Genomic DNA, 17,562 nt, shown 5'->3' on the forward strand with positions numbered 1-17,562 from the left:
AGTTTAACCATTGCCACTATAAAAATGTAAAAAGTTAGTTTACACCCTCGATTTCCTCCTTTTTACTATTAAAATAAGTTAATTATAAATTACAGGAAATGGAAACAATGTATAGGAAGAGGGTGAGCATATGAATGTTGGTATTTTTTTAGATCGTGATGGTGTCATTAATGAAGTCCTAAGTCATCGGGTGAAATTTGTAAACAAACCGAAAGACTTTTATCTTTTGGATGGAGTTGGCGCAGCGATTAAAAGGTTTAACAAAGCAGGATATAAGGTATTTGTGGTTACGAATCAGGGTGGAATTGGACTTGGATATATGAAGGAGTCGATGCTTGATAAGGTACATAACAAGATGAAAGATGATCTGGCGGAATATGGGGCAAGTGTTGAAGCTATTTCCTATTGCCCACATAAACCTCATGCAGGATGTGCATGTCGGAAGCCAGAACCGCAAATGATTTTGGATTTGGCGAAAAAGTATCATGTTGATGTGGGTGAAAGCTATATGGTAGGGGATCGGGCCCCAGATATTGAAGCAGGGAAAAAAGCTGGGGCAAAGACAGTTTTGGTTGGAAGTAGGAAAGAAGATAATGTTGAGGCCGATCTGCAGTTTGCTGATTTGCTTGCTTTTGCTAAATGGTTAATACCTTGATACAAGTTATGTAGAAATGGATTATTTTCCTTGATTTCACAAATACTAATTACATTCAACGAAAAGGAGTGCAAATCAATGGAACAAACAGAAATTAAAGCAAACATAGAAAAAATTCTCGATGAAAGTCATACAGGCACAATGGCTACGATAAAAGGTAATAAACCTCATTCTCGCTATATGACATTCTTCCATAGGGGGCTAAAGCTGTTTACACCAACACATAAAGACGCAGATAAAACGGAAGAAATAGACAATAATCCTTATACACATATTATCATTGGATATGAGGGTGACGGCTTTGGTGATGCGTTCGTAGAGTATCAAGGTAAAGTATCCTTTAACCAATCTGAAGAAATGAAAAAGCAGCTATGGAACGAAGATATGAAGATTTATTTTGATGGGCCGGATGATCCAAATTATCTGATTCTAGAGGTTGAGCCTGTAGCGATACGGTTAATGAATAAAAAAGGAGAAGCCCCAAAGGATTTAAAGATATAAAGAGAAAAGACTGGATATTAAGCCAGTCTTTCATCATTTTTTAGCCATTCTTACTGTATCAATTATTCCTCCACTATAAAACCATCAACCCCAGTATTTTCAACTGCTCTCAAACGAGATTCTGCGTTCTCTCTATTCGAGAATGCTCCAACTTGCACCCTATACCATGGTTCACCAGAAATAGTAACTGTTGTGACATAAGCATCCAAACCTTTCGCACTAAGAAAGGTAACCCGTTCATCTGCATTATCCTTTGCCTTAAATGACCCAGCAATAACCTTGTATAGTTTTCCAGTACCACCATTTTTGGGTTTTAGATTAAATGCCCTTGCGATACCATTTACATGACCCTGCGCAACGTTTTGCTTCCATGACGATTGCTTCATTAAAGCAGCATCTTGAATATTATCAATAAATCCATTCTCAGATAAAAAGGCCGACATCCTTGTTTCTCGTAATACATGGAAGTTTGCTTTTCTTTTTCCACGATTCGTTAGTCCATTTACTTTTGTAATCTCTTCGTGCATGATATTCCGATAATCTGCTGTCCTTGAAGAATTACTTAATTGATTATGGATATAATCTTCATAACCTTGTGCACTGCCATTAAATGCGTTGCAATGGATGGATACATAATAATCAGCATCCCAATTATTTGCTTCATTTGTCCGTTGTTGTAGATTTTTATTGCTGTCACTCGTACGGCTCATTTTCACCTCAACATCTTCAAAGTTATTCGTTAAGATGGAGCGAATACGAAGCGCAATATCTAGCGTAACGTCCTTTTCCTTTAAGCCATTCCCACTAGCACCTGGATCTGATCCACCATGACCAGGATCTAAATAGAGTTTCATAAGGCTTTCCTCCCTTTTTATTAATAGATTATGACCAGCGATAGAGGGATTATTGGATAAACATCCTCTGTTCCTTTCTTTTCCATTATTGTCCCTCTATTATCAGTATCGAAGGATTAAGCGTTTAAGGGGGATAAAGGTTAAAATTTATGTGAAGTCTAAAAAGGGAAAGCATAAGAATAACATGACGACTAATAGGAACAGACGCTGCTCTAAGGATAGGGATAGTGTTAATTTGTTAAAAAAGGTGACAGTATGAAGAAAGATCCGATAAATCTGAATCAGGTTAATAAATTGAAATCCTCCAATCCTATTCTTATATTGCTATCCGTATTACCAGGAACCTTTCTATCACATTTCTCAGCAGGGGTAGTAAATATAGCCTTGCCAACTTTATCTGTCTATTTTAATGCTTCTGTTGGTACTACTCAGTGGATTGTCACTGGATATTTACTGATGGTCATGCTGTTCTTGCCGATCATGGGTAACCTTTCTGATAAATATGGGAAAAGAAAAATACATAATATTGGTTACCTATTATTTGGCTCTGGTCTTGTACTGTCTGCAATTTCTTATTCATTAGAATTTCTAATTGCTGCAAGGTTAATTCAAGGGATTGGCGCTGCCATGTTGCAATCTGCAAATATGGCCATAGTTACTGAAAATTACCCAGAAGAAAAACGTGGTAAGGCACTAGGTATTATTAGTACAGCAGTAGGCGTTGGTGCAATGCTTGGCCCATCAGCTGGTGGACTAATGATGAACAGCTTTAGTTGGCATACGCTATTTTGGGTTCAGGTTCCTATCGTCGTTATATCCTTCATAATGGCTGTCCGTTTTATTCCGAATGATAAAAAAGAATCAAAGTACAGCTCCCTGGATTATGTTGGAGCTTCTTTGTTTGGAATTACGATTACAAGTGCAATTTTTGTTTTGAATAAGATTGGTGAAGGGGAAGTTTCAATTTGGCTAGTTCCAATCGTTCTCTTAAGCATTCTCTCCTATTTCATGTTTAGAAGGTGGACAAAGCGACAGGATGATCCATTTATAAACATGGACTTGTTTTTGCCACCAATGGTTAGGGCTGGTTCCTTCATTATTGTGATAAGTTACATGGCTACATTTGCAGCGATGGTTGTTATTCCTTTTTACTTACAAGGGATATTAGGTGTATCTGCATCTGTTTCAGGTTTGTTACTTATTTCATATCCATTGTTGTTAGCTGTTTTTGGCCCAATTAGTGGGACATTATCTGATAAACTTGGAAGCTATTTCGTCGTACACATGGGACTTTTACTCATGATAGGTGCACTGGTTTGTTTAAGCTTATTGTCAGAATCTAGTTCACTTTTTACTGTCACATTGTTCCTATGTTTATTAGGAGTATCAATGGGAGTACTTACATCGCCTAACTATAACTTGATTATAGGAGATGTCTCTATTCACTATCTTGGGATTGTTACGAGTACGATTGCATTACTGCGCAACTTCGGTATGGCAATTGGTACTGCGGTTGGTGTGACATTTATGAATGGCTTTATTGATGGATCTATGACAGAATGGTTGCAGACAGGTGAGCAAGTGGAAGTGCAGCATGTAATGACTGGTATTAAAAGTTTTTTTGGATTTATGACATTTTTGGCTGCCTTTTCGAGTATATATCTGTTGATAAAAAATAAACGTACAAAGGAAAGAGGCGTTTGATGGGGGATAGATGATATTTAATTTTATTGTGTAGAAATGTATTGCATCCACATTGATGAATAACTATAATAAGTTCTATGCTTAAAGTGTGTTATCAATACTTTCCACCGAAAACCGAGGTGTAAACATGGAATTTAATATCGGCCCTAGAATGTTAAAAACAGGGCTTGCAGCATCCTTGACCTTACTAGTAACAGGGATGATTGGATTAGAACTTGAAATTGTTGCAGCAATTGCAGCTGTTCTTGCTATGCAACCTTCTATTATGCGTTCATTAGCATATATTAAAGAGGTTGTTGTCTCTAATGGAATTGGCTTGATTTTTGCTATCTTAGGTACTTTATTACTTGGGAACCATCCCTTATCTGTTGGTGCAGTTGTTATCCTATCAATTGCCATAAATATTAAACTAGGGCTAACAAAGACAGTTAGTTTAACAATATTAACGATCATGACGATGATGCTCTCTGGCGATGTTGGGCTTAATTTTGTCTATATATTTGAAAGAATTTTATTAATCGCAATTGGAGTTATCTCTGCTTTTGTTGTTAATGTTGCTGTTTTTCCGCCGAATCATCAAAAAATCTTATACAATATGATTAGCAATGCGGAAGAAAAAATTAATTTCTTATTGCGTGTGATTCCAAGTAAAGCAATGAGTATTCCAAAATTGAAAGAGGAAGACCGTGAAATAGAGAAAATCATTACAAAGTCAAAAGATTATTATGAGATTATTTCTGATGAACGGAATCGGTTATTTATTAAAAATAGAATGAGTTTTCTAAGAAATATTGTAATCTACAAGCATATGATTAAGGTGCTTGAAAAACAAAATATATTAGTTGGTGTATTAGAGAAAAATATCATTGAAATTGAAAAGGTGTCCCATGAGAAGCCTTATTTAATAAAAAAACTTGTTGCAGAAATTAATATTTATAGTGAGAATGTATTTCTAATGTATGAGGACAAAATTATATTGGATGCTGATTTGCAAAAAGAGGCGAAAGCAGCTATGCGCGTGACCATTAATAAATTAATTGATGATTTGCAAGGTGCTCATTTCGAAAGATGGATTTATGTATTTCCTGTAGCGAATAGTATTATTGAACTGTTTTATGAATTGGAAAAGCTAGAGAAATTTGTACGGTTTAAAGGGTTAAAGGAAAACAAAGATTGATTCACCATATCAACATAAGATTGGTGCTACCTATGATGTATAAAAAAAGCGCTGTTTTCAAAAACTATGACTGCTCATATCCTGATGAGGAGGAAATCATATGGCGAATAAAGCGAATAAAAATAGACAGTTTAAAGAAAGAGGAAATAGCGGTGAAACACGTAATGGGAGAAAAAGTCAGTTTAAGAATCACAATCCCCATGGTGGAGATACACCGAATGAATATATAAGTGATAAATAAGTTGAGGCTGGGACATAATTATAGTGTTTAACTCTAAAGACGAACAATGTACTACTTAAGCGTAGGAAATATACGTAGACTCCTACGGGAGGAGAGGCCTAGATGAGACACCGTAGTGCGTTAGCACGAAGAGGGCTCATCAGCCGCCCGTGGAAAGCGAAGTATATTTCCGGAGCGGTTATACGTTCTAACTTTGTTCGGATTATTCTTTAGTAAAAACACTTTTGTCCCAGTCTCATTTTCTATTTATAAAAGTATAGAAACAAGTCCTGGTGCAATAATTGAAATAAGCATTGCACTTAATATCATTGCAATGGAACTAATAGACCCCTCTAACTCACTGCTTTCTAAAGCAGTAGCAGTCCCAATTGCATGGGATGCACTCCCTAATGCAATCCCTTTTCCTAAATAATGTTTTAATCCTGTATATTTAAATAGATACGTACTCAATACAGAGCCACTAATCCCCGCGATCATTACAAATACTGCAGCAAGTGGAGTAATTCCTCCAAGTGATTCGGTAATTGCCATGGATACAGGTGTGGTTACAGATTTTGAACTAATGGTAAAGATAATTTCGGAATCAAAACCAGCCCATTTTGTCAGAAGTACTCCTGTCGATACCCCAACAAATCCACCAGCTATTGTTCCACATACGATTGGCATAATAAGTTTTTTCAATAGGAAGCGTTCTTTGTATAGCGGATATGCTAAAGCTACTACGGCAGGACCAAGAAGTTCACTTACCCAATCTCCCCCAAGCATATATGTGTTATAAGAAATATCGAATGTTAGCAAGACAATAACCAGGATTATTGTTGCTACTAGAATAGGTAATGTAAATGGATAATTGAACTTTTTATGTAATCGAATCGATAGAACGTAAATGAGTAGTGTACCTATAATCGATATTATACCAATGAGAATGTTAATCATGTTTTGCTTCCTTTCTTGTTATCATCCACTGACTTACATGACCTGCACTAAGCATTACGAGTAAAGTGCTTGCAATCGTAATCAAGACTAATACAATCCCATTACCCCTAAATAAATCTAAATAACTCATGATCCCTACAGTTACAGGGATAAAAAAGAAGGTTAAATGTTTTATCATAAATGTTGCACCTTCTTCAATCCAAGAAATGTTGATTACCTTTATTAATAAAAGTATAAAAAGAATAATCATTCCAATTACACTGCCCGGGATGAACAGATGGAATGTCTGCTCTATCCAGTTTCCTACTTGAAAGAGGATGTATAAAAGACAAATATGAAGGACTATTTTAATAGATTTAAGCATTCTTTCAATCTCCCATCTGAATTACTATCTATTAGTATAGCAAATATCTAATCAAATATTGTTCGCGATTCTTCGACAACTTTCAGCTAAATTTACAAAACATTTACATTAACATCATACGCACTTTACATTCACCCTCTATACTATAAATTGTGAGCGAGGGATTCGCTTATAAAAAAATAGATTAATAGTCGGGGAGGACAATTAATTATGAACATCAAAAAATTACTTATGCTTCTTATGGTAGCAGCTCTAGCGGTAGTGCTTGTAGCTTGTGGAGGAGCAGATGAAGGCGAAGGAGAAAGTAATGATAGCTCAGCAGAAGGGGAAACAGAAGATACTTCTGGAGATGAACCTGCTGAAGAGGAAGAAGCTTCCGATGAATTAGAAGGAACAGTAGTAATCGATGGTTCTGGGACAGTTTTCCCGTTAATGCAAAGATTAGCTGAAGAATATATGGTAAATGAACAACCAGGTGTCTCTGTTGAAGTAAGTCGTGCAGGTACAAGTGCTGGTTTTGAGAAATTCCTAGTAGAAGATGGGACAGACTTTAATGATGCATCTCGTCTAATTAAAGAAGAAGAGCAAGCGAAAGCTGACGAATTAGGTATTGAAGTATATGAAATGAAAGTAGCTCTTGATGGCTTAACAATTGTAACTAGTCCTGACAACGATTGGGCTACAGAACTTACTGCAGAACAAGTAAACGATATTTTCTTAGGTAATGTTACGAAATGGTCTGAGATTAATGCAGAATGGCCAGACGAAGAAATTCAAACTTATGGTCCTAATGAAAACCATGGTACGTATGAATTTTTCTATGAAAGTATCGTAGAAGAACAAGATTTAGTTGATACAATCAATCTTCAGCAAGAATACTCAACACTAGTAACTTTAGTATCTGAAGATAAAAATGCAATTGGATTCTTCGGATTTGGTTACTATGATAGCAACAAGGAAAAATTAAATGCTGTAGGAATCGACTTTGGTGAAGGCGCTGTTGTTCCATCACTTGAAACAATTGGAGAAGAAGGTCCTTATGCAAACTATACTCGTCCAGTATTTACTTACCTAAATGTAAATAATGCGAAGGAAAAACCAGAAGTATTAGACTATGCAATCTACGTTGCTGAAACAATTAATGACTTCGCAGGTGAAACTGGATTTGCTCCAATTCCAGATGAAGAGTTACAAGCACAACTTGAAGAATTGCAAGGACTTTAAAAAGACCTTAAGTGAAATCTAATAATAACTGCGGTAAGATGGGGGCAAGCCGTGCTCTCATCTTACCTGCCGTTATAGAAGGAGTGCCCAAAATATGGCAAAGAACAGCGATAGCAAAACGAATAATGCTGTTAATGTCAGTGAAATGATCGTACAAAATAAGAAAAAGAAGAGCATGTCTAACTTGATGGAAAAGTTAGTTCCAAGCTTTCTGTTTCTTCTTGCATCTATCACGGTCCTGACAACAATCGGAATACTATATACTTTATTATTAGAAGCAATTCAATTTTTCAAAGCAGTTCCTATTTGGGAATTCTTTACGACAACAGAGTTAAAGCCGTTAAGTCAAGACCCTCAATTTGGGGTATTGCCATTAATTAGTGGAACACTTATTTCAACGGTTATAGCTATGATAGTGGCAGGTCCAATCGGGCTAATGTCAGCGATATATTTAAGTGAATATGCATCTGATAAAGTAAGGAAGGTTTTTAAGCCATTACTAGAAATACTAGCAGGAATACCAACAATCGTATATGGTTTCTTTGCGTTTACCTTTGTTACGCCATTAATTCGAACATTTTGGCCAGAGCTAGGTGCAACGAATATCTTAAGCCCTGGTCTCGTAATGGGGGTAATGATCATTCCGATGATTGCATCACTGTCAGAGGATGCAATGAATTCTGTCCCTAATTCCATCCGTGAAGGGTCACTTGCAATGGGTGCTACTAGGTTAGAGACGACCTTTAAAGTAGTCATTCCAGCAGCCTTTTCTGGAATTATTGCATCATTCGTTCTTGGTATATCACGTGCGATTGGTGAAACGATGATTGTAACCATTGCGAGTGGTAGCTCCAAAAACTTTACATTTGACATTACACAATCGATGCAGACAATGACTGCATACATTGTTGAGGTATCTGGTGGAGAAGCTCCAGCTGGATCAACGATATATTATAGTCTTTATGCGGTTGCTTTAACGTTATTCGTCTTTACACTAATCATGAATTTACTTGCAAGATATGTCTCTCGTAAATTTAGGGAGGAATATTAATGGAAAAATTAGATACCCTAAAATTAACTAGTAGAATGAATGCACGCGTAAGAAAAAATGCGATTTGGAAATCTATTTTCTTCCTATCCACACTTTTTGGTCTTATTGTCCTCGCCGTTTTAATAATAAGAGTATTAACACAAGGTGCGGGTTGGATTGATATTAATTTCCTAACAGGTCGACTATCAACAGATGCTGAGCGTGCTGGAATTATGGGCGCACTACTTGGTACGGTATGGGTGATGCTCGTTGTTATTCCAGTTACATTAATTATAGGTGTGGGAACAGCTGTCTATTTGGAATTATATGCGAAAAGAGGTAAATTCCAATCATTTATTGAAACAAATATTTCTAATTTAGCTGGTGTTCCATCAATCGTATATGGTTTATTAGGTTTAACGGTGTTTTCCAGGTTAATGGATTTAGGGAATGCTGTATTGGCTGGGGGATTAACATTATCTCTACTCGTATTACCGATTTTAATTGTATCAGCCCAAGAAGCACTCCGGGCAGTCCCAGGCCATTTGGCTGAAGCGTCCTATGCAATGGGAGCTACAAAGTGGCAGACAATACGTAGGGTTATTTTACCAGCTGCCTTAGCTAGTATTTTAACAGGATCTATTCTATCCTTGTCCCGTGCTATTGGAGAAACTGCCCCCTTAACAGTTTTAGGAATACCTGCATTTTTACTCCCATTTCCTGAGGGGATTTTTGATACATTCACGGCACTTCCAATGCAAATTTATTATTGGACACTTGATTCATCGTTAGTTGCTGAGTATGCAAACTTAGCTGCAGCAACCATTGTTGTATTGTTAGTATTATTGTTCGTATTAAATTCTATTGCTATATTTATCCGGAACAAGTTCCAGCAAAGATATTAGTCTGTGAAGCCTACGTATTAAAATGAAGGAGTTGGGAAAATGAGTATGCTAATGGAAAGGAAAATGACGGTGGAAAATGATAAGCATGTGAAAAAAAGCAGCAACAGTCATCGTATTGTATATGATACAAAAGATCTGAATTTATGGTATTCGAACACACATGCCTTAAAAGATATTAATTTAGCTATTAATGAAAAAGAGGTAACAGCGATTATTGGACCTTCAGGCTGTGGGAAATCAACTTATATTAAAACATTAAATCGTATGGTTGAACTAGTACCAGGAGTCCGGACAACAGGTTCCATTACGTATAAAAATAAGAATATATTAGATAAATCATTTAAAGTAGAGGACCTAAGAACACAGGTTGGAATGGTTTTTCAAAAGGCGAACCCATTTCCTAAGAGCATATATGAAAACATCGCATATGGTCCGAAGATACATGGGATTCGTAATAAGAAAGTGTTAGATGAGATAGTTGAAACGAGTTTACGTGGTGCCTATATATGGGATGAGGTAAAGGATCGTCTTAATGAAAATGCATATGGTCTTTCTGGCGGTCAACAACAACGCTTATGTATCGCACGTTGTTTAGCGATTCAACCAGACGTTATTTTAATGGACGAACCAACATCAGCACTTGACCCGAAATCTACTCTTAAGATCGAGGAATTGGCTCAGGAATTAAAGAAAGACTATTCTATTATCATTGTGACACACAACATGCAGCAAGCTGCTCGTATATCTGACAAGACAGCATTTTTCTTAAATGGTGAAGTAATAGAATTCGATGATACGAATACGATATTTACGAATCCAGCAGATAATCGAACAGAGGATTATATTTCAGGAAGATTTGGATAAATCGAGGAGAGGCTAGCCATTAATGGTTGGTCTTTTCTTGTAGTAGGAGCCAATAATTGTTACAGCTCCATTAAAGCCCTTATTGGTCACGACCTACTTTACGAAACACATAGTAGCGCATAAAAAGAAAGCTTGCAGCTGAGGATATAATCATTGCGGTGCCTTTTGCAATGTTTTGTTCAGCAATTGTAGGGATAGGTAAGATTCCTAAAAGAAATGCACCTCCAACAAATACAACATTGCTTATCATTAAGCTTACAAATGCTTGAATAATAAAAAGAGTGAGCTCCCGTTTGTTTTTGGATGCATTTTTACGAAATGTTAAATTGGAGTTCCATAAATAGCTGTTGGTAACGGCCAGTATGTATGCAATTGTGTTAAATAATAATAAATATAAGCTATTTTCCGTTGGCCAAAAGTATAGTATGAGGTTTAAAGAGCCAATATCAATTAACGCATTTAAGCCACCGATTAGACTAAACAGTATGGCTTGAACAACTATTTCACGTTTTCCGAGTGGTAGAGACATATGAACACCTAATTCTGAAAGAGTTTTATGATAAAGTACTTTTTTCAATAGTTGTGTCTTTGTTACAAAATGTATACACTGCTTGTACGCTCAAGTTCAATAAAGAATTATGAATGCGGATACTCAACGGAGCTATCAAAAATGAAATAGAGCAAGATCCTCATGAAATGAACTTGATAGGCGCTCTCAAGATTGAAATAGAGCAAAATTCTCATGAAATGAACTTGATGGGTGCTCTCAAGATTAAAATAGAGAAAATTCTCATGAACTGAACTTGATGGGTGCTCTCAAGATTGAAATAGAGCAAAATTCTCATGAAATGAACTTGATAAGCGCTCTCAAGATTGAAATAGAGCAAAATTCTCTTAAAATGAACTTGATAAGCTCTCAAAAAAATCCCCAATTATTGCTACTTCGCATTTTATATCAACTGCGTGGAACAGTGACAACACCCTATACAATGTGTTCAAGAAGGAAAGGCTATAATGGAGCTCATTTTAGCATATATAATGAGATGGAATCAATGAGGGTTTTTTTGTATGATGAGAAATAAAATTGCTAATACTACATAAGGCAAACTTATATATGAAGGTTTGTGTAAGACTAAATAAAATGACAGGTACATATGGGCATGGTATACTGTTAATAACAATATAACTTTGGCAAATTGTCAAAGGGGAGTAGCGTTGGAATTGGGTGCCAATTCCAAAATAAAGTCGTCATGACGTGGTAGATCTGCACTACCATCGGCTTTATTGACATGTAACATGTTAAGCGAGACCTTTGCCCTAATTGGGTAGAGGTCTCGCTTTTTTGGTACATGTGGCAAAAATATACAAAATTCGACAAGTGACAGGCACCGCACATGAAAGGGGTTTACCTGATGGAATTTTACCGCCAAAGTGTTGAAGATGTGCTAAAAGCAGTGGACTCTACAGAGAAAGGGTTAACGAATGAAGAGGTTAACCATCGAATTGAGAAAAATGGCTACAACGAAATTAAAGACAAGGAGAAAGTACCAACATGGAAGCTCTTCGTTGAGACGTTTAAAGATGCAATGGTAATTGTCTTATTAGTAGCTGCAGGTATTCAATTAATTCTTGGAGAAATTGTTGAATCGGTTATCATCTTTTTGGTGCTCTTATTAAATTCAGTCATCAGTGTTGTCCAAACGAAGAAAGCAGAGAGTTCTCTTGATGCATTACGAGATATGTCAGCCCCTGAGGCGAAGGTTATCCGTAATGGTGAGAATCAAACAATACCTGCTCGTGAGCTTGTCCCGGGTGATATCGTTTTGTTAGAAGCCGGTGACTATGTACCAGCAGATGGTCGTATCATTGAAAGTGGTTCGCTTAAAGTAAATGAGGGCATGCTTACAGGTGAATCAGAGGCAGTTGAAAAGTCTACGGCAACAATTTCAGATGAAGCAGCATTGGGTGACCGTATTAATATGCTATTTAGTAGTTCATTGGTCGTTTATGGAAGAGGTTCTTTCGTTGTTACAGGCACAGCTGAAAACACTGAAATTGGAAAGATTGCAGATTTAATCGCAACAGCTGAAGAAAAACAAACACCACTTCAACGTAAGTTAGATATTTTTAGTAAAAAGCTAGGAATAGTCATTTTACTTCTTTGTATTTTGATATTTGCTATACAAGTCACTCGCATTTGGTTAGGTGATGACACAGTAAATATGACAGGGGCTATTTTAGATGCATTAATGTTCTCTGTAGCTGTTGCGGTAGCGGCAATTCCTGAAGCTTTATCATCTATCGTTACAATTGTACTTTCTGTTGGTACGAATAAGATGGCGAAGCAAAATGCGATTATTCGTAAGCTGCCTGCTGTGGAAACATTAGGATCGGCAAGTGTAATTTGTACCGATAAGACGGGGACACTCACACAGAATAAAATGACCGTCACAGATCACTTTCTTCCTGGAGAGGAAAACGAGAAACTACCAGCGAACCCAAGTGAGTGGAGTAAGGCTGAAACGATGCTTGTAAATATCGCGGTACTCTGTAATGATTCGTATATCAATAATGAAGGTAAAGAAGTAGGGGACCCAACTGAAGTTGCTCTAATCAACTTTGCAAGCAAGAATAACAAAGATTACAATGGCATTCGAAATTCATTTAAACGAGAAGCGGAATTACCTTTTGACTCGGATCGAAAACTGATGTCAACCGTTCATACCATTGATGGTGAAAGAATGATGTTAACCAAGGGTGGACCAGATGTGATGTTTAATCGCGCTGGTTATGTATACTGGAATGGCAAAGAAGAGTCAATGTCTGATGAGTTACTCCAGTTGTTCGAACAAGCAAATGAAGATTTCTCGAATCAAGCGCTAAGAGTTCTAGCATACGGTTACAAGCGATTGCCAGTAGGAAAAACGCAGATTGATGAAAAGGACGAGAATGATCTTGTATTAGTTGGGCTGACTGCCATGATAGATCCTCCAAGAGAAGCGGTATATGGTTCCATTGAAGAGGCGAAAAAGGCAGGTATCCGTACAGTAATGATCACCGGAGATCATAAGACTACCGCTCAAGCAATTGGAAAAGATATTGGACTAATGGATGAGGATGATATTGCCCTTACTGGTCAGGAATTAGATGCTTTATCAGATGAAGAGCTTGATAAAAAGCTCGAGCAGATTTCAGTATATGCACGTGTGTCACCTGAGAATAAAATTCGTATCGTTCGAGCTTGGCAGAAGAAGGATAATGTAGCTGCTATGACAGGAGATGGTGTAAATGATGCACCTGCATTGAAACAAGCTGATATTGGTGTAGCAATGGGAAGTGGAACAGATGTTGCAAAAGACTCTGCAGCGATGATATTAACAGATGATAATTTTGTTTCTATTGTGAATGCTGTAGGTGTCGGCAGAACGGTTTATGACAATATTAAAAAAGCAATTAGTTATCTATTTGCAGGAAATTTAGGTGCAATTATTGCGATTCTTTACGCGGTAATCTTTAACTTGCCTAATCCGTTTACCGCAATACAATTGCTCTTTATTAACCTTGTAAATGATTCACTTCCTGCAATCGCTTTAGGAATGGAGAGCAAAGAGCCCGACGTAATGAAACGGAAGCCAAGAAAAGTCGATGAAGGACTTTTTGCGGGTGGAACGATGAAAGCAATAGTAACACGTGGGTTATTAATTGGGATAGCTGTCATTATATCCATGTATATCGGATTTAGCTATTCAACCGAAATGGGGATTGCGATGGCCTTTACGACACTTATTCTTTCGAGGACCTTACAAACATTTGCTGCAAGATCAAATAGACAAACAGCATTTGGAGCTGGATTCTTTAAAAATAAATTTGTCATCGGTGCGGTTATTGTAGGATTTATTCTATATGGAATAACTATCTTGCCTTTTGCGAGGAATATTTTCTCCATTCCAGCCGAATTCGGATTTATGGAATGGCTCATTGCCACAGGATTAGCGTTAGCAGCTGTAATTTTAATGGAAGTTGTTAAAGTCATTCAGGTGAAAGTAATGGACAAAGAATAAAAGTGGAAAGATTAGAAAAGAGAGAAAATCTTAAATTTACAGATTGACAATTGTTTGTCAATCTGTAATAATGATTGCAGGTGAATACTGGTACCTTTAATTCAGTCCAGAGAGGCTGACAAGGACTACGGAAATAATGAAAAATGATACGAGTATATCGTTTTTCATTATGGAATCGAGGCTTCTTGTCAGTAAATGGCAAGAGGCCTCTTTTCGTTATCTACGTCTGAATATAATTCGGGGCTACTACCCGGTACCAGTTCAAATTATATTTAGGAGGAATCGATATGAAAAAGGTAGATAAAGAGTTTTCATTACAACCTGTACCACAGTCAAATCGAAGAGGATTTTGGAAGATGCTTGCAGTTATGATGGGGTTAACATTCTTCTCAGCTAGTATGCTATCGGGTGGAGAGCTAGGAATGGGATTAACTTTTACACAGTTTATACTGGTTGTATTAGCAGGAAACTTAATATTAGGATTATACACTGGTGCATTAGCTTATATTGCATCTAAGACAGGACTATCTACACATTTACTCGCACGTTACGCCTTTGGAGAGAAAGGTTCGTACTTACCATCCTTTCTCCTTGCGGCAACACAGGTTGGTTGGTTTGGTGTTGGTGCGGCAATGTTCGCTGTTCCAGTACATGCAGTAACAGGAATCAACGAATATACACTTGTTATTCTCTCTGGTTTATTAATGACAGCTACAGCTTTTTTCGGAATGAAGGCACTAACCGTATTGAGTTTAATCGCTGTTCCCGCAATCGCAATACTTGGAAGCTTCTCAGCAATGAACGCAACTGAAACTGCTGGTGGATTGCAAGCACTAATGGATTACCAACCTATTGAAGCGATGGGAATTGCGGCTGCTTTAACTGTATGTATTGGTTCGTTTGTAAGTGCTGGTACACTTACACCTGATTTCGCCCGCTTTGCAAAAACAAAACGTACTGCAGTCAGTACGACGATTATTGCATTCTTCATTGGGAACTCGTTAATGTTCTTATTTGGAGCAATTGGAACATTTGCCTTTGGACTTTCTGATATCTCTGAAGTTATGTTCATGCAAGGGTTAATCATCCCAGCTATTATCGTGTTAGGACTAAATATCTGGACAACAAATGACAATGCTCTGTATGCGTCTGGTCTTGGATTCTCCAACATTACAAAAATATCAAAAGATAAAGTAGTTATTTTTAATGGGATTGTTGGTACGATTATGGCGATGTGGCTCTATAACAACTTTATGGGCTTTCTAACTATCTTAGGTTCTACATTGCCATCTGTTGGAGCCATTATATTAGCAGATTACTTTATTTTAAAAAAGGGAAGCTATGTCCCATTTGAAATGATGAAGTTTAAGGTTATTAATTGGATTGCCGTTTGTTCGTGGGTTGGTGGTGTACTGGTTGCGCAATTGGTACCAGGAATTCCCCCAATCAATGGAATCATTGGAACAGCGGTAATCTATGTTGCAGTAACGAAAGCTATTGAAAAAATATCTGAAATCACACAAGTAAATCAAAAAGAGAAGGGTGAGTTAGTCAATGATCATTAAAAATGCTACATTAAGAGGAAAAGATGGCCGATGGGATATTGTAATCAAGGATGGTAAAATCGAAGGTATTTCACAAAATGATGTAGTCGCAGAAAACGAGGAGATATTGGATGTGAACGGTTCACTCGTACTTCCACCTTTTATCGAACCGCATATTCACTTGGATACGACACTAACAGCTGGGGAACCAGAGTGGAATATAAGTGGTACGTTGTTTGAAGGCATTCAAAGATGGTCACAGCGAAAAGAATCATTAACGATAGAGGATGTAAAGCTTAGAGCAAAGACTGCTCTGAAGTGGCAAGTTGCTCAAGGTATCCAACATGTACGCACACATGTGGATGTAACGGATTCCAAACTGACAGCTCTTGAGGCAATGTTAGAGGTGAAAAGGGAAGTTGCACCTTATGTCGATTTGCAAATCGTTGCATTTCCTCAAGATGGAATTCAATCATTCCCTAATGGCAAGGAACTACTAGAAGAGGCAATAAAAATGGGTGCAGATGTTGTTGGTGGTATCCCACACTATGAATTCAATAGAGAGTATGGTGTGGAATCATTGAAAATAGCGTTTGATCTAGCAGAAAAGTATGATCGTTTGGTTGATATTCATTGTGATGAAATTGATGATGAGCAGTCCAGATTTGTAGAAGTTGTCGCAACAGAAGCATATGAGCGTGGCCTTGGATCACGAGTTACGGCTAGCCATACAACAGCAATGGGTTCCTACAATGATGCTTATGCTTCGAAACTTTTCCGTATTTTAAAACTCTCTGGAATAAACTTTGTATCAAATCCGTTAGTAAATATTCATTTACAGGGTAGATTTGATACGTATCCGAAACGAAGAGGGCTAACACGGGTCAAGGAATTATTAGAAGCAGAGATGAATGTATGTTTTGGCCATGATGATATATTTGACCCATGGTATCCTCTTGGTACAGGCAATATGCTACAGGTGCTCCATATGGGGATTCATGCAGCACAGTTAGTGGGATACGACCAAATTGTGGATTCTATTGATTTAATTACAAAAAACAGTGCAAAAACGTTAAATATAGAAGATAGCTATGGAATTGAATCTGGAAAGGCTGCAAACTTTATCGTAATGGATGCGGAAAATGAATATGAGGTAATTCGTAAGCAAGCAAAAGTTAGATATTCATTCCGTAACGGAAAAATCATTGCAGAAACAAAACCAAGTGAAACAATGATTTCTTTAGGTGATCATCCAGAAGTAGTGGATTTTAATAGATAAGAATAATAAAGGCGTAGCTATTGTGTGCTATGTCTTTGTTGTTTTTGGCTGTTTTTATAATGTTTGTTGCATTTTATTCTTCGTAGCTGATATAAAATGCGCAGTAACATCGAACTTAAAAAAATATCTTGCTTGTACTCTCAAGATCAATAAAGAATTATGAATGCCAATACTCAACGGAGCTATCAAGAATGAAATAGAGCAAGATTCTCATGAAATGAAC

18 protein-coding genes and 1 riboswitch are annotated in these 17,562 nt (G+C 37.1%); of the genes, 14 read left to right on the top strand and 4 right to left on the bottom strand.

From position 1 onward, the window contains the following. Positions 1-130 precede the first annotated feature (130 nt). Both D8M05_RS17565 and D8M05_RS17570 read left to right on the top strand, forming a co-directional pair. Positions 131-655: a D-glycero-alpha-D-manno-heptose-1,7-bisphosphate 7-phosphatase gene (locus D8M05_RS17565; protein ID WP_121134162.1), complete on the top strand. Its 525-nt coding sequence runs from the start codon at positions 131-133 to the stop codon at positions 653-655. A gap of 78 nt (positions 656-733) precedes the next feature. Further along, on the top strand, positions 734-1,156 hold the full coding sequence (locus D8M05_RS17570) for a pyridoxamine 5'-phosphate oxidase family protein (RefSeq protein ID WP_121134164.1): 423 nt from the start codon (positions 734-736) through the stop codon (positions 1,154-1,156). 62 nt (positions 1,157-1,218) lie between these two features. Here D8M05_RS17570 and D8M05_RS17575 read toward each other — a convergent pair whose 3' ends face one another. Next, the gene (locus tag D8M05_RS17575) at positions 1,219-2,010 is read right to left on the bottom strand and encodes an N-acetylmuramoyl-L-alanine amidase (RefSeq protein WP_121134166.1); all 792 of its coding nucleotides are present in this window, start codon (positions 2,008-2,010) and stop codon (positions 1,219-1,221) included. A gap of 255 nt (positions 2,011-2,265) precedes the next feature. Between D8M05_RS17575 and D8M05_RS17580 the strand changes: the two genes are divergently transcribed. The 3 genes from D8M05_RS17580 (at position 2,266) to D8M05_RS20325 (ending at position 5,132) form a co-directional block, all read left to right on the top strand. Continuing rightward, on the top strand, positions 2,266-3,714 hold the full coding sequence (locus D8M05_RS17580) for an MFS transporter (protein WP_121134168.1): 1,449 nt from the start codon (positions 2,266-2,268) through the stop codon (positions 3,712-3,714). A 127-nt stretch (positions 3,715-3,841) separates the two neighbouring features. Further along, on the top strand, positions 3,842-4,891 hold the full coding sequence (locus D8M05_RS17585; RefSeq protein ID WP_121134170.1) for an FUSC family protein: 1,050 nt from the start codon (positions 3,842-3,844) through the stop codon (positions 4,889-4,891). A 100-nt stretch (positions 4,892-4,991) separates the two neighbouring features. Continuing rightward, positions 4,992-5,132 (top strand): hypothetical protein, encoded by a 141-nt coding sequence (locus tag D8M05_RS20325; protein WP_183072851.1) that lies wholly within the window; start codon positions 4,992-4,994, stop codon positions 5,130-5,132. Positions 5,133-5,378: 246 nt separating this feature from the next. Here the strand turns inward: D8M05_RS20325 and D8M05_RS17590 are convergent, their stop codons facing one another. Further along, complete coding sequence (locus D8M05_RS17590; RefSeq protein ID WP_121134172.1) at positions 5,379-6,068, bottom strand: LrgB family protein; 690 nt, start codon at positions 6,066-6,068, stop codon at positions 5,379-5,381. Next, positions 6,061-6,432 (bottom strand): CidA/LrgA family protein, encoded by a 372-nt coding sequence (locus D8M05_RS17595; RefSeq protein WP_121134174.1) that lies wholly within the window; start codon positions 6,430-6,432, stop codon positions 6,061-6,063. Before D8M05_RS17595 ends, D8M05_RS17590 begins: the two co-directional genes overlap by 8 nt. 210 nt (positions 6,433-6,642) lie before the next feature. On the opposite strand from D8M05_RS17595, the gene D8M05_RS17600 reads away from it, so the two are divergent. The 4 genes from D8M05_RS17600 to pstB all read left to right on the top strand — a co-directional run bounded on the left by D8M05_RS17600 (position 6,643) and on the right by pstB (position 10,455). Continuing rightward, a complete protein-coding gene (locus tag D8M05_RS17600; protein WP_121134176.1) occupies positions 6,643-7,656 on the top strand; it encodes a PstS family phosphate ABC transporter substrate-binding protein in 1,014 nt (337 codons plus the stop codon). Positions 7,657-7,750: 94 nt separating this feature from the next. Continuing rightward, entirely contained in the window at positions 7,751-8,707 is a 957-nt protein-coding gene (pstC, locus tag D8M05_RS17605; protein ID WP_121134178.1) for a phosphate ABC transporter permease subunit PstC, read from the top strand. Next, entirely contained in the window at positions 8,707-9,591 is an 885-nt protein-coding gene (gene pstA / locus D8M05_RS17610) for a phosphate ABC transporter permease PstA (protein ID WP_121134180.1), read from the top strand. Before pstC ends, pstA begins: the two co-directional genes overlap by 1 nt. A 63-nt stretch (positions 9,592-9,654) precedes the next feature. Then, the gene (pstB, locus tag D8M05_RS17615) at positions 9,655-10,455 is read left to right on the top strand and encodes a phosphate ABC transporter ATP-binding protein PstB (protein WP_379543708.1); all 801 of its coding nucleotides are present in this window, start codon (positions 9,655-9,657) and stop codon (positions 10,453-10,455) included. A 79-nt stretch (positions 10,456-10,534) separates the two neighbouring features. Here the strand turns inward: pstB and D8M05_RS17620 are convergent, their stop codons facing one another. Further along, positions 10,535-11,032: a GtrA family protein gene (locus tag D8M05_RS17620; protein WP_245985511.1), complete on the bottom strand. Its 498-nt coding sequence runs from the start codon at positions 11,030-11,032 to the stop codon at positions 10,535-10,537. Positions 11,033-11,097: 65 nt separating this feature from the next. Between D8M05_RS17620 and D8M05_RS20330 the strand changes: the two genes are divergently transcribed. The 5 genes from D8M05_RS20330 to D8M05_RS17640 all read left to right on the top strand — a co-directional run bounded on the left by D8M05_RS20330 (position 11,098) and on the right by D8M05_RS17640 (position 17,339). Beyond that, on the top strand, positions 11,098-11,256 hold the full coding sequence (locus tag D8M05_RS20330; protein WP_183072852.1) for a hypothetical protein: 159 nt from the start codon (positions 11,098-11,100) through the stop codon (positions 11,254-11,256). Between the two features lie 5 nt (positions 11,257-11,261). Continuing rightward, positions 11,262-11,537 (top strand): hypothetical protein, encoded by a 276-nt coding sequence (locus tag D8M05_RS17625; protein WP_121134186.1) that lies wholly within the window; start codon positions 11,262-11,264, stop codon positions 11,535-11,537. 110 nt (positions 11,538-11,647) lie between these two features. Next, positions 11,648-11,808, top strand: a riboswitch (yybP-ykoY riboswitch). A 59-nt stretch (positions 11,809-11,867) separates the two neighbouring features. Then, positions 11,868-14,516, top strand: a complete 2,649-nt coding sequence (locus D8M05_RS17630; protein WP_121134188.1) for a cation-translocating P-type ATPase — start codon at positions 11,868-11,870, stop codon at positions 14,514-14,516. Positions 14,517-14,803: 287 nt separating this feature from the next. Then, a complete protein-coding gene (gene codB, locus D8M05_RS17635; RefSeq protein ID WP_121134190.1) occupies positions 14,804-16,081 on the top strand; it encodes a cytosine permease in 1,278 nt (425 codons plus the stop codon). Continuing rightward, on the top strand, positions 16,071-17,339 hold the full coding sequence (locus D8M05_RS17640) for a cytosine deaminase (protein WP_121134192.1): 1,269 nt from the start codon (positions 16,071-16,073) through the stop codon (positions 17,337-17,339). The genes codB and D8M05_RS17640 overlap by 11 nt, the downstream gene beginning before the upstream one ends. The last annotated feature ends 223 nt before the right edge of the window (positions 17,340-17,562 follow it).

Source organism: Oceanobacillus bengalensis (genome assembly GCF_003628445.1).
Lineage (GTDB): Bacteria > Bacillota > Bacilli > Bacillales > Amphibacillaceae > Oceanobacillus > Oceanobacillus bengalensis.

What these genes read in the sequence shown, in the direction of transcription:
- D8M05_RS17565 (WP_121134162.1), top strand. Translation starts at nt 131, where the DNA reads ATGAATGTTGGTATTTTTTTAGATCGTGATGGTGTCATTAATGAAGTC.
- D8M05_RS17570 (WP_121134164.1), top strand. Translation starts at nt 734, where the DNA reads ATGGAACAAACAGAAATTAAAGCAAACATAGAAAAAATTCTCGATGAA.
- D8M05_RS17575 (WP_121134166.1), bottom strand. Translation starts at nt 2,010, where the DNA reads ATGAAACTCTATTTAGATCCTGGTCATGGTGGATCAGATCCAGGTGCT.
- D8M05_RS17580 (WP_121134168.1), top strand. Translation starts at nt 2,266, where the DNA reads ATGAAGAAAGATCCGATAAATCTGAATCAGGTTAATAAATTGAAATCC.
- D8M05_RS17585 (WP_121134170.1), top strand. Translation starts at nt 3,842, where the DNA reads ATGGAATTTAATATCGGCCCTAGAATGTTAAAAACAGGGCTTGCAGCA.
- D8M05_RS20325 (WP_183072851.1), top strand. Translation starts at nt 4,992, where the DNA reads ATGGCGAATAAAGCGAATAAAAATAGACAGTTTAAAGAAAGAGGAAAT.
- D8M05_RS17590 (WP_121134172.1), bottom strand. Translation starts at nt 6,068, where the DNA reads ATGATTAACATTCTCATTGGTATAATATCGATTATAGGTACACTACTC.
- D8M05_RS17595 (WP_121134174.1), bottom strand. Translation starts at nt 6,432, where the DNA reads ATGCTTAAATCTATTAAAATAGTCCTTCATATTTGTCTTTTATACATC.
- D8M05_RS17600 (WP_121134176.1), top strand. Translation starts at nt 6,643, where the DNA reads ATGAACATCAAAAAATTACTTATGCTTCTTATGGTAGCAGCTCTAGCG.
- pstC (WP_121134178.1), top strand. Translation starts at nt 7,751, where the DNA reads ATGGCAAAGAACAGCGATAGCAAAACGAATAATGCTGTTAATGTCAGT.
- pstA (WP_121134180.1), top strand. Translation starts at nt 8,707, where the DNA reads ATGGAAAAATTAGATACCCTAAAATTAACTAGTAGAATGAATGCACGC.
- pstB (WP_379543708.1), top strand. Translation starts at nt 9,655, where the DNA reads ATGACGGTGGAAAATGATAAGCATGTGAAAAAAAGCAGCAACAGTCAT.
- D8M05_RS20330 (WP_183072852.1), top strand. Translation starts at nt 11,098, where the DNA reads ATGCGGATACTCAACGGAGCTATCAAAAATGAAATAGAGCAAGATCCT.
- D8M05_RS17625 (WP_121134186.1), top strand. Translation starts at nt 11,262, where the DNA reads ATGGGTGCTCTCAAGATTGAAATAGAGCAAAATTCTCATGAAATGAAC.
- D8M05_RS17630 (WP_121134188.1), top strand. Translation starts at nt 11,868, where the DNA reads ATGGAATTTTACCGCCAAAGTGTTGAAGATGTGCTAAAAGCAGTGGAC.
- codB (WP_121134190.1), top strand. Translation starts at nt 14,804, where the DNA reads ATGAAAAAGGTAGATAAAGAGTTTTCATTACAACCTGTACCACAGTCA.
- D8M05_RS17640 (WP_121134192.1), top strand. Translation starts at nt 16,071, where the DNA reads ATGATCATTAAAAATGCTACATTAAGAGGAAAAGATGGCCGATGGGAT.